This window comes from Pseudoalteromonas denitrificans DSM 6059, from assembly GCF_900112265.1.
In the GTDB taxonomy this organism is placed as follows: domain Bacteria; phylum Pseudomonadota; class Gammaproteobacteria; order Enterobacterales; family Alteromonadaceae; genus Pseudoalteromonas; species Pseudoalteromonas denitrificans.
Genome location: NZ_FOLO01000018.1, coordinates 66437 through 81029, shown reverse-complemented (window position 1 = coordinate 81029; position 14593 = coordinate 66437). Strand labels below are relative to the sequence as shown.

Below are 14593 nucleotides of genomic sequence, written 5' to 3'. Positions count from 1 at the left end.
TATTTTATCAATAAATTAATGATTTGCATCTGCATATTCTGAACATGCTTTCGTATCACTACACTCACCATATAAATATAATGAATGATTTGTTAAACGCACACCATTTTTTTCAGCAATGCTTTCTTGACGATCTTCAATAATTTCGTCATGAAATTCAATAACTTTACCACACTTTAAACACACAAGATGATCATGGTGTGTGGTACCAGATAATTCAAAAACGGACTTTCCGCCTTCAAAGTGATGACGCGAAACAATGCCTGCATCATCAAACTGGTTTAGTACACGATATACAGTGGCTAAACCAATTTCTTCATCTTTATCTAAAAGAATTTTGTAAACGTCTTCAGCACTGATATGTTGATTTTCAGGTAATTGTAAAATCTCAAGAATTTTAATTCTTGGCAGTGTTACTTTTAAGCCTGCTTTTTTTAATTCTAAATTATGATCAGTCATTAAATTTTTTCTCAAATATCATTATTGTTTACTGTGTTTTAAGACAATGTTTATTATATCTTAATATACACGATATAATTGAAATAAACAGGAATTTACTGTTTTACTAATCGGCTAATTCAGCTAAACACATTTCTTCAAAAATTTGTGCACACCATTGCTTAACACGATCATTTGTTAATTCAGGTTGTCGGTCTTCATCTATACCTAAACCAACAAAGTGTGAATCATCAGCCATGCCTTTTGATGCTTCAAAATCGTACCCTTGACTAGACCAATGTCCAACAACAATGGCGCCACGTTCAGTTACAATATCATTAACCATTCCCATCGCATCAAGGAAGTATTCTGCGTAATCTTCTTGATCTCCACAGCCAAATATAGCAACTAACTTTTCGTTAAAATCAATTTCTTCTAATTCAGGGAAAAAATCATCCCAATCACACTGTGCTTCGCCGTAATACCAAGTCGGAATACCAAATAATATTAAATCAAACTCAGCTATGTCTTCTTTACTGCTTTTTGCAATATCAAAAACATCAACCATTTTTTTACCAAGCTCTTTTTGAATAAGCTTAGAAACATGCTCTGTATTACCGGTATCACTACCAAAAAATATACCTACACTTGCCATGATGAAATAACCTTCTATCTATCAAAATCGTATTATTCAATTCTATATGCTAATTTTTCTTGCAGTATCATCTCTACAAGCGCACTTCTGCTAATATCTTGTGCATCAGCCATATCATTTAATGCCTGATAAAGTTCTGCAGAAACTTTAAATTCAACTCTTTTTAATCCACGTGCTTTATCCCGTTTCAACTGATTTCTTTTATTTACTTTCAGTTGTAGCTCTCGCGATAACGGATTCGTTTTTGGTCTACCTGGACGTTTCTCATTTTCAAATAAGTCAATCGTCGTTCTATCTGTTTGTGCTTTTGCCATATTAGCTGACACCCGCGCCTTGCCAAAAGACTTGGATCAAGCCTTTAGCGATAAAACCAGAACATCCTAAAAAGAGTACTAACCAAACAACTGCACGACCAAAGAAAGGCACATTTCCTTTTTTTAAAACATCTTGAATCGCCATTCCAATAAAGAAAAATAAAGCTGCAAGGCCAAAATATAACCCTAAGGTTTCAAATTCATTGATTAATTTACTGATCATTTGTTGACCTATTTAAGATGACCTATGAAATAAACGGCGGCACTATAGCATAATTTTAACGAATTAATTAGCAAATATTGTATTAAGATAAAATAAAGTCAGTGATTGATTTATTCACTGCGGTTGGTTTCTCTGCATGGAGCCAATGGCCTGTACCGTGAATGACTTTAGCTTTACAGTTTGGGAATAGCTTTAAAAAAGTATTACGCATTGCAGATGTAATGTATTGTGAGTTACCCCCTTTTATAAATAGCGTATCCCCCTCAAAAGGGTGCCCTGAAGGAGCTGCTAAAATTTGGTGATATTTATTTTCTATTATTGGTAAATTGAAACGCCATTGAAATCCAGCCTCTGATTTTACAAAACTTTTAAGTAAAAACTGCCTAACGCCCATTTCTTTAACAAATTCACTCATTAAATTGTCCGCATCTTGTCTGTTTGAAGTGGGGGAATTATTCACGGCGTTTAATGCTTTGAACACATCATCATGTCGCGCGTCATATGCTACAGGGGCAATATCTAATACAACTAATTTATTTACTTTTTCAGGGTGAGTCAAAGCCATTTGCATCGCAACTTTACCTCCCATGGAATGCCCAACAAATATCGCTTCTATAATATTTAATTGAGACATCAAATGAACAACATCTTGACACATATCAGGATATGTCATTTCTGTCTTGTGCATTGAGCGGCCATGGTTTCTCAAATCAATCGCTGTAACGGTGAAAAACTCAGATAAAGGTCGCGCAATTACATTTAGATTTTCAAAAGAACCAAATAAACCATGAATTAAAATAAGGTGAGGACCTTGACCTGTTTGTTTGTAATGTAATTGCATTTTTGCTCCGAATACTGCCCATGTTTAGAAAAATAATTTTAACATACAAGATTTAGGCATTATATAATGTTCAATTGAAAATTTTGTATTCAAAGCATTTGAATTTAATTTACAAATTCAAATGTGCCCATAGAGTATGAAGTTAAAAAAAGATATAATGCGCTCGAAACGCTATCCCAAAGCAGTTAAGACAGGAAAATCATGAAAAAAATAGAAATAGATGACGAGTTATATCACTACATTGCAAGTAATACGCAAAGCATAGGTGAAAATGCCACTCAAATTTTACGTCGTTTATTAAACTTGTCTCCTATTACTTCTTCGGCTCAAGATGTTACTTCTGTACAAGTCGAAACTATACAAGATGATTTAAAAACTGATGTTGCATCAGAAAAAACAAATACAAAAAATAGCAAAAAAGCAAAAAAGCTACCAAGTGCAAAATCAAAAGGTGACGTATTCAATCTTCTAAACAAAGAAGAGCTAGCAATTCAAAAAGGTGTTGTCGGAAGGTTTTTATTTATTTTAAGCGCACTGCATAGAACACATAAAGATGCTTTTGATAAAGTACTCGAAGTGAAAGGAAAGCACCGTATTTATTTTGCAACCAGTAAAGAAGCCTTATTAGATTGCGGTAGCAGTATGAATCCTAAAAACATACCAGAATCAGACTATTGGGTTATGACCAACTCTAATACAACTCGTAAAAAGTTGATGCTTCACGAAGTTGCAACAATTTTAGATTATAGTGAGTCTCAAGCTGAAAAATTAAGAGATTATTTATAATTAAATATATTATTAAAAAAGGAAATTAAATGGCTATTCATGACAACGCAGGAAAGCGCGCTACCCAAGCTGACCTAGTTAATATTCCAAAATTAATGTCAGCATATTATTTAAATGAACCAGATATTGAACAATTTCCAGAACACAGAGTGGCATTTGGTACATCAGGGCATCGTGGTTGTTCATACAATACGCAATTTAATGAATCACATATTTTAGCAATCACACAGGCAATTTGTGATTACAGAAAAAATAATAATATATTTGGGCCTTTATTTTTAGGTAAAGATACTCACGCTTTATCAGAAGCTGCATTTAATTCAGCAATAGAAGTACTTGTTGCAAATGAAGTACAAGTAATAACACAAGAAAATGGTGACTTTACGCCTACACCTGTTATTAGTCATGCCATTGTTACTCACAATGCTAAAAATCCTCATGAACTAGCCGATGGCATTGTTGTTACGCCTTCTCATAACCCACCCCAAGATGGCGGTTTTAAATATAATCCACCCAATGGTGGTCCAGCTGATAAAGACGTAACAGATTGGATTGAACAAAGGGCTAATCAGCTACTCATTGAGGATTTAGTTGAAGTTGAACTATATCCATTTGTAAAAGCATCACGTTCGGGTTTTACAAAATATATTGATATGATCACCCCTTATGTTGAAGACTTAGGTAATATCATTGATTTTGAGTCTATTGCAAAATCGGGAGTTCATATTGGTATTGACCCTTTAGGGGGGTCAGGTATTAATTTTTGGCCTGTGATCGCACGTCACTATGGACTTAACATTACAATAGTGAATGATGAAGTCGATCCGCGCTTTGGTTTTATGCCGTTGGATAAAGATGGCAAAATCAGAATGGATTGTTCGTCTAAATATGCCATGACAAACTTAGTTGCCCTTAAAGATAAGTTTGATATTAGTATCGGAAATGATCCTGATTACGATCGACATGGCATAGTAACACCTGATGGATTAATGAACCCTAATCATTTCTTAGCAGTGTCAATTGATTATTTATGTAATCATCGTGAACATTGGCGCAAAGATTTAAAAATAGGTAAAACTTTGGTATCAAGCGGCATGATAGATAAAGTGGCACAAAAAAATGCCCGTGACGTATATGAAGTACCTGTTGGATTTAAATGGTTTGTTGAAGGGTTAAGCAATGCAACATTAGCATTTGGTGGTGAAGAGAGTGCTGGGGCATCATTTTTACGCTTAGATGGTTCTGTATGGTGTACAGACAAAGATGGTTTTATAATGGGGTTATTAGCAGCAGAAATATTAGCTGTTACCGGAAAGTCTCCCTCAACGATATATCAAGATTTTGAGCATGAATTTGGAGCGCCAATATATAAGCGAATCGATGCGCCAGCAACAAGTCTGCAAAAAGAAAAATTATCTAAACTTCAATCGTCTGATGTTACTGCAACTGAGCTTGCTGGTGAAGCAATTATTACCAAACTGACACATGCACCTGGTAATAATGCCGCAATTGGTGGTTTAAAAGTGGTAACTAAAAATGGCTGGTTTGCGGCCCGACCTTCTGGTACAGAAGATATTTATAAAATTTATTTAGAGTCATTTAAAGGTGAAGAACACCTGGCTTTATTAGAGGTTGAGGCTAAAAAATTAGTTAACTCGGTCATTAAATAATCGAAAAATGATAAAAAAGGCGAATTTATTCGTCTTTTTTTATGTTTACAGTAAAACAATTGTGGGTTGGGCTTTAGCCTAATAATAAAAGTTTTTAAAAATATAACGTTAGGTCAAACAATGTATATCGAAACATTAAAGAAAACAGGCGATTTTTTATCTATAAGTCGTAAAAATGAATGGTCTTTAAACCCGTGCTCTTTTGAACTTTCAAATGGTACTTTAGTTGAAGTACTCGACACTGGCGTGATCCAATTCACACCTAAAACTGCCACCCAAAAAGACATCGTTTTATCCAGCGCTGTGCATGGTAACGAAACGGCTCCAATTGAAATATGTGATGAACTTATTCAAAATATTATTACACAAAAAATCACATTGAAACAAAGAGCTTTGTTTATTTTTGGTAACCCAGCATCAATCAATATTGGCAAACGTTTTGTTACTGAAAACTTAAATAGATTATTTAGTGGTGAACATTCTAAAGGTGAGGGTTTAGTTAACTTAGAGCGTAAACATGCTAAGAAATTAGAGCAATATGTGACGCAGTTTTTTACCTCCCAAGAAACGGGGCGTTATAGATGTCACTATGATCTTCACACTGCCATTAGAGGCTCAAAAAATGAAAAGTTTGCTGTTTATCCCTATTTAAATGGTAAACCTTGGAAAAAGCACCAACTTAATTTTTTACTCGCTTGCGGTGTAAATACGGTTCTAATGATGAAATCAGCCGCCACCACCTTTAGTTATTTTGCATCAAATGAATTAGGGGCCGATGCATTTACAATAGAACTTGGTCAGGTACGTCCTTTTGGTGAAAATAATATGGCGAGTTTTGATAAAGTAAAAAATACTTTAACTGCGCTTTTAACACTCGAAGAACTTGTTTTACCTGAGTATAAATCAGAAAATTTTGAGCTTTTTGAAGTATATCGTGCAATAAACCGCACTAAAGAGGATTTTTCTTTCTCATTTTCTGATGATGTAGAAAATTTTACAGGTTTTGAAAAAGGTGCACTTATGGCAACTGATGGCGATAAACATTATGTTGCAGAAGTGGATGGTGAAGCGATAATTTTTCCAAATGCCCAAGTTGCATTAGGTCAAAGAGCACTATTGACTGTGATCCCATTACTTTCAAAAAATATTGTATAGATAACTTTCCACCTTTTTAATAAACCATGCTTATAAATCACGGATATTCATCTAAACTTAGTTGAATATCCGTTTACGTTAACGTAAAGTCTTAACAGTTTTAATTTAAACTAAGCAAGTTTGATGACCAATTATTACCAAACACCTGAAAAAATTAGAAATAAAATCTAAATATTATCTTTTTAATGAATAAAAAAGCTGTATTTAGATAAGGTAATGGTAAAAATGAATATAACAGTTCATCAACTTAGCTTTAACAACAAGAGTTGACAGGTTATGAGTAATCCAAATAACGTATCGATGAATGTAAAGCATGATTTAGAATTTATAGATGGTCATGCTTTAAATATTCCGACACTAAAAGTTTTAAATGCCAATGGGGAAATTTACCCCGGCGCAGTTGAGCCAAATATGAGTCAAGACACTGCATTGCATTTATACCGCACAATGCGCTTTATTCGCGCTTTAGATGAACGCATGCAAGCAGCTCAAAGGCAGGGACGTGTTAGTTTTTACATGCAATGTCTTGGTGAAGAAGCGGCAATTACAGCAAGTGCGGCCGCTTTAGATAAAAATGATATGATAATGGCGCAATATAGAGAACAAGCAGCGTTACGTTATCGTGGTTTTACTTTAGATCAATTTATGAATCAGATGTTTTCAAATGAATTGGATCCGGCCAAAGGTCGTCAAATGCCAATTCATTATGGTTCTAAAGAATTGAACTATATGACAATTTCTTCTCCACTTGCAACGCAGATCCCACAAGCTACGGGATATGCATATGGTCAAAAAATTAAACACGTAGACAAAGATACCAATACGCTTTCAAGTCAAATAGATAATATTACTTTATGTTATTTTGGTGAAGGTGCAGCCTCTGAAGGTGACTTTCATGCGGGTTTAAATATGGCCGCTGTATTAAAAGCGCCAGTAATATTTTTTGCTCGTAATAATGGTTATGCAATTTCAACACCTGCAGAAGAGCAGTTTGCAGGAGATGGCATTGCAAGTCGTGGTGTTGGTTATGGCATAAAAACTATTCGAGTTGATGGTACCGATGCTTTAGCAGTATATGCTGCAACACAAAAAGCACGTGAAATGTGTACAATGACAGGCGAACCAATTTTAATTGAATCAATTGCTTACCGCGTTGGTGCACATTCAACATCTGATGATCCATCTGGGTATCGTTCTAAACAAGAAGAAGCAGATAATAGTGAAACGTGCCCAATTAAGCGTTTTGAATCTTGGTTACTCAAAAAAGAATGGTTAGATTTAGAAGCTGAAAATAAATTAGATGAACAAGTAAGAGAGCAAGTACTCGAAGCATTAAAAGTGGCAGAAAAAGTAGCAAAACCTGAGCTAATGGATTTGATCACTGATGTTTATGATACACCTATCCCAGCTTTAACTAAGCAGTTTGATGAATTAGAGTCTCATATTAAACAGCATCCTCACGCGTACCCGACAACGTCAGGGAGATTGAAATAATGGCTAAAGTGAATATGTTAAAAGCGATTAACTCCGCTTTAGAAATTTCAATGATTGAAAACCCAATGGCGTGTATCTTTGGTGAAGATGTGGGCGTTTTTGGTGGTGTATTTCGTGCAACTTCTGGATTACAAGAACAGTTTGGTCGTCATCGTGTATTTAATACACCATTAACTGAGCAAGGTATCTTAGGATTTGCCAATGGATTGGCCGCATTTGGTGCACCAACAATAGCTGAAATTCAATTTGCAGATTATATTTTTCCTGCATTTGACCAAATCGTAAATGAAACTGCAAAATTCAGATATCGTAGTGGTAATGAATTTAATGTGGGGAACTTAACAATTCGTACCCCATACGGTGGTGGTATTGCAGGTGGTTTGTATCACTCTCAATCACCAGAAGCGTATTTTGCACATACACCCGGTCTTAAAATTGTTGTTCCAAGAAACCCATATGAAGCTAAAGGTTTATTAAGAGCAGCGATAAAAGATCAGAACCCCGTTTTATTTTTTGAACCTAAACGTTTATATCGTGCTTCAATTGGTGAAGTACCTGAAGATGATTACATTATTCCATTAGGCAAAGCACAAGTTGTAAAAGAGGGCTCAGATGTCACTTTATTAGCTTGGGGTGCGCAAATGGAAATTATTGAAGATGCAGCTAAACAAGCCGAGGAAGCAGGGATCAGTTGTGAAGTTATTGACTTACGTTCAATTATTCCTTGGGATGTTGAAACAATTGCTAAATCAGTGACTAAAACAGGCAGATTGATAGTGAGTCATGAAGCACCTGTGACAAATGGTTTTGGTAGCGAAATAGCAGCTACGATAGGTGAAGAATGTTTCTTACATTTAGAGTCTCCTATTATGCGTGTATGTGGCTTAGATACGCCATATCCACTGGCTTTAGAAAAAGAATATGTGCCAGATGCTTTAAAAGTATTGGCAGCAATAAAGAAATCAGTTTCATTTTAAAGAGCCATTATCAGGGAATATAAACTTATAAGGTTTTATATTCCCTGTTATTGATTAAATAAGTGATTGCATGCTGAATATACAATAATATTTTGAGGTGATTTTAATGTTACAAGATTTTATTTTACCTGTTATTGATAAAAATAGAGAAGGCATGTTTAAGTTTACAATAATTTTTCGAGGTGATTTTAATGATACAAGATTTTATTTTACCTGTTATTGATAATAGTAGTGAAGGCATGTTTAAGTTTACAATAATTTTTCGAGGTGATTTTTAATGTCACAGGATTTTATTTTACCAGATATTGGTGAAGGCATTGTTGAATGCGAAGTTGTAGAATGGCTTGTAGTTGAAGGCGATACAGTTAATGAAGATCAGCCTATTTGTGATGTAATGACAGATAAAGCTTTGGTACAAATCCCGGCTGTACATAATGGTGTGATCAGTAAGCTTTATTATGCAAAAGGCGATATAGCAAAAGTACATGCCCCTTTATTTGCTATGAATGTTAATGGTGATACATCTGTAGCGCCTATTTCAATTTCTGAGCAAACTGCAGAGCAGGTTGTTGAAGTTGAAGCACCACTAGAGAACTCTGGTGATCCGCATTTAGATGATTTTATTTTACCAGATATTGGTGAAGGCATCGTTGAATGTGAAATTGTGGAATGGTTAGTCGAAGAAGGCCAACACATTGTTGAAGATCAAGCTGTCTGTGATGTGATGACAGATAAAGCTTTGGTTCAAATCCCTGCTAAATATTCAGGGATAGTTGAAAAGCTTTATTATGCTAAAGGTGATGTGGCACAAGTGCACAGTCCTTTATTTCAAATGCGCTTACAAAGTGGTGCAAGCTCAAGCCAAGTTCCCGCACCGACAGTTATAGCAGCATCAAAATCTTTAGAGCTTGAAAAGTCAGCTCCCGTCATTAAAAAGGCCCAAAGCGCTATACAGACTATTATTAATGATAAAGCGGTTGCTTCACCAGCAGTTCGACGTCGTGCACGTGAAATGGACTTAGACATAAAGTGTGTGCCTGGTTCTGGAAAAAATGGCCGTATTTATAAAGAAGATTTAGCACGTTTTATAGAAGAAAAAACAAGTATAACAACGCCTGATAATGTAACACCAAGATCTATTGCCATGAGTGAAAATTCCTCGGATCATGTTGAACCAATTCGTGGCATCAAAGCTGTTATGGCAAAATTAATGACGGAATCAGTTTCAACTATTCCACACTTTACTTACAGTGATGAAATTGATTTAACACAATTAATAGCCTTGCGTGGTGATATTAAAGAAGAGTATAAAAAGCAAGGTATTAAAGTCACTATGATGCCATTCTTTATCAAAGCTTTGTCTTTAGCGATTAAAGAGTATCCAGTACTTAATTCAAAAGTAAATGATGATTGCACTGAGCTTAAATATTTTGGCGATCATAATATTGGTATGGCTGTAGACTCAAAAGTAGGCTTATTAGTGCCAAATATTAAACAATGTCAAAATAAAAACATTGTTGATATTGCACAAGAGGTCTCGCGTTTATCAGACTCTGCCAGAACTGGCCGTGTATCACCTGAAGACTTAAAAGGCGGTACCATTACAATTTCGAATATTGGTGCAATTGGTGGCACAATTGCAACACCTATCATTAATAAACCTGAAGTTGCGATTGTTGCACTTGGTAAATTACAACATTTACCACGTTTTGATGATCAAGGTAATGTGGTATCCCGGGCAATTATGCAAGTTAGTTGGTCTGGCGATCATCGTGTAATAGACGGTGGTACAATTGCGCGATTTAATAACTTATGGAAAGATTATTTGGAAAATCCATCTAAAATGATCATGGCAATGAGCTAAACCCTGTGAGATTTTAACCAAAAGTAATGTAATTAATTATTAAAGTCAGTGTATTATTACACTGACTTTTTATTTATTTTTGGACCATTCTATTTTGCTTCAATATCCTTTGCTTTTAATTGCACATTTAATTGGATGGGCTTTATATGGATTATTTGAACATATAAGTCATCTGGTTTATGGCTCTAACCATTGGTTCGGAAGCTTTTTTAGTGCATTAATTGGTTGTTTATTAACAGGTGTTTTAGGGATCATTTTTGATAAAATAAAAGAATTCCAGCAAATACTTCGTACTCTTTTACTTATTTCTTTTGCACTTGTTATTTCTCTTTTTTGGCATAATATAAGCCGAATATTACATGATCGCATTTCATATCAGAGCTTAATTAATTCATCGTTAGATGTTTGGTTTAGTGGTGGTTCTTATTCCGTATTGCTTATTGCAGCATGGTGTGGACTGTCTTTTTCCCTTTTATTTTATTTACAAAATCAGCAAAAACAAAAAGAACTTTTATTATTAAGTGTCCAAACTAAAGAGGCGCAGCTTCAAAGTTTAAGGTATCAACTTAATCCACATTTTTTATTTAATGTTCTTAATAGTATCGATGTGGCTGTACAGGAAAAAAATACTGATATTGCACATAGTATGTTATTAAAATTAAGCCGCTTTTTAAGAACAACGCTTGAACTTGATTACTCAGATAAGGTGCGCCTATCAGATGAAATGTCTTTATTAAGCGACTTTATTGAAATTGAACAGCAAAGGTATCAAGGGAAAATCAGTATAAACAAACAGGTTGACTTGCAATGTGAAAATGCATTTATACCGCCATTAATTTTGCAACCTTTAATCGAAAATGCAATTAAATTTTCATGGCAAAATAAATATGAAAAATACATTGAATTAAGCTGTCACAAAGTATCTGAAAAATTAATAATAAAAATTACAAATCCAATAAGTCGTGAAAAATATAATGTAAAAAATAAAGGGGTAGGAATAGGATTGAAAAACACGGCCTCACGACTTTCTATGTTATATGGGACTAAGGCACATGTAACAAGTATTACCGAATCAGAAAGATTTATTGTTACTTTAGAACTTCCTTGGGAAGAAGGTTTTTGATGAAATATAGATGCTGGGTGGTGGATGATGAAATTGCAGCCCATAAAGGGCTATCTATGGCATTTTCTGATTATAAAGATTTTATAATGTGTGCGCATTATTATTCAATTGATGAATTACCGGAACAGCAGCCTAAAAATGTAGATGTTATATTTTTGGATATTGAAATGCCAAGAGCTGATGGCTTTTCGTTATTCGAATTATGGCAAAACCCTTTACCTTTGGTTGTATTTGTCACAGCGTACAATCGTTATGCGCTTAAAGCATTTAAGTACAATGCTTTTGATTATTTGCTCAAGCCGTTAGAAAAAGACATGGTTGAGCAACTCGTTGAAAACTTGAGACAGAGATTACTCGAAAAACAGGCGTTCACGCAACAAACTAAATTTAAATCTATGATTGAACAATTTAATATTACGCCTAACTCGCAAGCAATCAGTTTACAAACTGATGAAGGCTTGTTTAGGGTAAAGATCAAAGATATTTTTTATTTAGAAGCCGTTGGAGATTTTGTTGCTGTATATTTTAATGATAAAAGCCTGTTAACGCGTAGCACCTTAAAAGGGCTAGTATTAGAACTCAATAATGAGATATTTGTACAAATTCATCGTTCATTTGTTATTAATACAACAAAAATAATTAAAATTGAAAAAGGGCGTTTTGGTGATGGGCAAGTTCGTCTGAATAATGAACAGGTTTTAAAAGTAAGCCGTAGATATAAGCATCAAATTTTAAATGTAATTACAAAATAATAGCCTCTTAACTTATTCTATTAGCCGCCTAACTTATGCACTCTTTTTCATTATTTTAGTTTCGATACACTCCATTTTACTTTAATTTTAGGAGTTCCCAATGAAACATATTTTAATCGCCTTTTCATTATTGACCATCTCATCTGCAAGTCATGCATTAAAACCAAGTCCTTACTTTGTTGTTGCCGATGACTATATTGCACCAGCACTTGTAAAGGATCATGAAAAAGCGCTTGTTGATTTTAAAGTACAAGCGGATAAAAATGGATATAAGGGGAGTTGGCGGTTTTATGCCTTTGATGATGGGCGTCATGTTGCTTTTAATAAACAAAAAAATCACGATTATGAGGCACAAGATAGTGCGTTATGGGAACAAGTGTCAAGTAAGTTCTCAAAAGATTTTTTGAACTCTAATGATGCTGTTTATCGCAAAACTATCGTAAATCAAAATTTTTATTTGATGCGCCATTTAGTTGAATTATCAAATGAGCCCAAATCAATGCAATATGAAGCATCTCCTAATATGGTGTGGTTAGAGCTTCAATTATTGAGGGTTCCAGTAAAAAAGTATTTAGTACAATGGAGTAAAGATCTTAAAAAGCAAAACAGTCAGCTTCATTTCTCTGTTTATTCTAAGCAATATGGCGCAAATTTACCAAGCGTATTTATCGCCTTTCATACGACATCTATTGTTGATTTTTATCAGATGATGGCTAAAAAAGGAATTCATGATCCAATTAAATTATTACCCGAAAAGCTATTGGAAGGTGTTGAAAAATATAATGTGAGTTTGGCAAAATATATCCCAGAAATTAGTTATTAATATCTCAGTAGAATATGAAGTGAGTTTGTAAAAATGATAAATATCTTCTCTTATCATTTTTACAAACAAGATTATTCAAAAAAGCCATATACAAAATAACCAATTAATAATGCAGGAATAGTAGAGTAGAGGGTCGCCATTAGCGCTGCTTTTGGCGCAAGTGCAATAGCGGGGAACAAGGCATCTCCATCATTTGATATTGCATTTGCCATTAGCGCTGAAAAAGGAATAATGCCTTGAATATATAAAGTTGTTACCACTATTTGAGGACCACAGCCTGGCAATAGCCCAATTAGAACGCCAATTAATGGCGCAAATATACCATAGCTGGCAAACCAAGATTTTAAATCTAGACCTAAAAAAGTAATTGTAACTTCGTATAAGACAAATGCTGCAATAACCCAAGCAGTTACAAAGTGAGTATCTTGCATAACCTTATCAATAATTGAGGGTTGTGCGGTATTTGGTTCCTCGGCAGTAACTTCTTTATAAGTCACTCCTTTTGATGAAAAAGACCAAAATAATACCGTCAAAAAAGCACAAGCAGTACCAAAAAATTGAATTTGTGTATTCAAATATGTTGAAACAGTTGTAAAGTTAAATTGAAATGCCAGTAGAAATGCAATTATTAAACTTGGTATAAAGACGAGTTTCCAGAATGTTCTGCTTAAAAAGTGAATCGGATTATTAACTGATAGACTAGTATTGTTTTCAGATAAAGGTGTTTTGGGTATCAAATAATCACTGTGATGTATTTTATTAACAATATAGCCAGATAAAGTGCCCACTATTAGTCCACTCGATAAAACGATAAGCCCATCAAAAGGGCGTGTGGCTAATAATAAAAATGCAGCATCTCCCATAGTCGCCGTTAATACCGCAACAACAGAGCCAAAACTAGCTTGTCCTTTGGTAAATTGTGTTACAACTATGATAGCACCCCCACACCCAGGTAAAGCACCTAAAAAGGAAGCTAATGGTATTTCTAATGCAGGTGCATTCTGGCGTATATAACTCATTTCAAATTGCGGAAATTTTTCCGCAAGGTAATAATATAAAAATAAAGTAGCAGCAACAAAAATAGACACCTGCAAAAAAGCATCTGATAAGGATTGAATAATGATACTTTGAGTATGTTCATTGAAAAATAAGAGAGTTAAAATTAATGGTAGTAAAGCGCGCTTAAATGAAATTTTGCGTGTATTTAAGTATTGTTGAAATATTAATATTTGCTGAAAAGTCATAAAAGTTCTGGTTAAATTGTAAAGTATAATCACTTTAATTTAAATCTAAATGATATTCAATATCATTTAGATTTATTTTTTGTGTTTAATTCACTTTGTAAATAGCTTACCCCTAACAAGATATATTTCCTTGTTATTTCAATTGAATTATTTATTTATCTCGCTAATAGCACTTTTATTAAAACTATGATGTATTTTTACGGTAAAATACATTTATGAGTGATTGGCACTCAA

General features: G+C 34.3%; 15 protein-coding genes. 9 read left to right on the top strand and 6 right to left on the bottom strand.

Annotated elements, in window-relative coordinates:
• Positions 1 to 15: 15 nt before the first annotated feature.
• The 5 genes from fur to BM088_RS12780 form a co-directional block, all read right to left on the bottom strand.
• A complete protein-coding gene (gene fur, locus BM088_RS12800; protein ID WP_091984421.1) occupies positions 16 to 459 on the bottom strand; it encodes a ferric iron uptake transcriptional regulator in 444 nt (147 codons plus the stop codon).
• Positions 460 to 565: 106 nt separating this feature from the next.
• Positions 566 to 1093, bottom strand: a complete 528-nt coding sequence (fldA, locus tag BM088_RS12795) for a flavodoxin FldA (protein ID WP_091984419.1) — start codon at positions 1091 to 1093, stop codon at positions 566 to 568.
• 32 nt (positions 1094 to 1125) lie between these two features.
• Positions 1126 to 1407, bottom strand: a complete 282-nt coding sequence (gene ybfE, locus BM088_RS12790) for a LexA regulated protein (RefSeq protein ID WP_091984418.1) — start codon at positions 1405 to 1407, stop codon at positions 1126 to 1128.
• A gap of 1 nt (position 1408) precedes the next feature.
• Positions 1409 to 1630, bottom strand: a complete 222-nt coding sequence (locus tag BM088_RS12785) for a DUF2788 domain-containing protein (RefSeq protein ID WP_091984416.1) — start codon at positions 1628 to 1630, stop codon at positions 1409 to 1411.
• An 82-nt stretch (positions 1631 to 1712) separates the two neighbouring features.
• On the bottom strand, positions 1713 to 2471 hold the full coding sequence (locus tag BM088_RS12780; RefSeq protein WP_091984414.1) for an alpha/beta fold hydrolase: 759 nt from the start codon (positions 2469 to 2471) through the stop codon (positions 1713 to 1715).
• A gap of 201 nt (positions 2472 to 2672) precedes the next feature.
• Between BM088_RS12780 and seqA the strand changes: the two genes are divergently transcribed.
• From seqA to BM088_RS12735, 9 genes are all read left to right on the top strand, one after another.
• Positions 2673 to 3257 (top strand): replication initiation negative regulator SeqA, encoded by a 585-nt coding sequence (gene seqA / locus BM088_RS12775; protein ID WP_091984412.1) that lies wholly within the window; start codon positions 2673 to 2675, stop codon positions 3255 to 3257.
• A 29-nt stretch (positions 3258 to 3286) separates the two neighbouring features.
• Entirely contained in the window at positions 3287 to 4927 is a 1641-nt protein-coding gene (gene pgm / locus BM088_RS12770) for a phosphoglucomutase (alpha-D-glucose-1,6-bisphosphate-dependent) (RefSeq protein ID WP_091984410.1), read from the top strand.
• A gap of 120 nt (positions 4928 to 5047) precedes the next feature.
• Positions 5048 to 6082, top strand: coding sequence for a succinylglutamate desuccinylase (gene astE, locus BM088_RS12765; RefSeq protein WP_091984408.1), 1035 nt, complete (start codon positions 5048 to 5050; stop codon positions 6080 to 6082).
• 276 nt (positions 6083 to 6358) lie between these two features.
• Entirely contained in the window at positions 6359 to 7576 is a 1218-nt protein-coding gene (locus BM088_RS12760) for a thiamine pyrophosphate-dependent dehydrogenase E1 component subunit alpha (protein WP_091984406.1), read from the top strand.
• Positions 7576 to 8553, top strand: a complete 978-nt coding sequence (locus BM088_RS12755; protein WP_091984404.1) for an alpha-ketoacid dehydrogenase subunit beta — start codon at positions 7576 to 7578, stop codon at positions 8551 to 8553. Before BM088_RS12760 ends, BM088_RS12755 begins: the two co-directional genes overlap by 1 nt.
• 277 nt (positions 8554 to 8830) lie before the next feature.
• On the top strand, positions 8831 to 10417 hold the full coding sequence (locus tag BM088_RS12750; protein ID WP_091984402.1) for a dihydrolipoyllysine-residue acetyltransferase: 1587 nt from the start codon (positions 8831 to 8833) through the stop codon (positions 10415 to 10417).
• A 94-nt stretch (positions 10418 to 10511) separates the two neighbouring features.
• Positions 10512 to 11540, top strand: a complete 1029-nt coding sequence (locus BM088_RS12745; protein ID WP_143085072.1) for a sensor histidine kinase — start codon at positions 10512 to 10514, stop codon at positions 11538 to 11540.
• Positions 11540 to 12292, top strand: a complete 753-nt coding sequence (locus BM088_RS12740; RefSeq protein ID WP_091984398.1) for a LytR/AlgR family response regulator transcription factor — start codon at positions 11540 to 11542, stop codon at positions 12290 to 12292. Before BM088_RS12745 ends, BM088_RS12740 begins: the two co-directional genes overlap by 1 nt.
• Before the next feature lie 100 nt (positions 12293 to 12392).
• Positions 12393 to 13115, top strand: a complete 723-nt coding sequence (locus BM088_RS12735; RefSeq protein WP_091984397.1) for a hypothetical protein — start codon at positions 12393 to 12395, stop codon at positions 13113 to 13115.
• A gap of 71 nt (positions 13116 to 13186) precedes the next feature.
• On the opposite strand, the gene BM088_RS12730 is transcribed toward BM088_RS12735, so the two are convergent.
• On the bottom strand, positions 13187 to 14359 hold the full coding sequence (locus BM088_RS12730) for a putative manganese transporter (protein WP_091984395.1): 1173 nt from the start codon (positions 14357 to 14359) through the stop codon (positions 13187 to 13189).
• Positions 14360 to 14593: the final 234 nt, after the last annotated feature.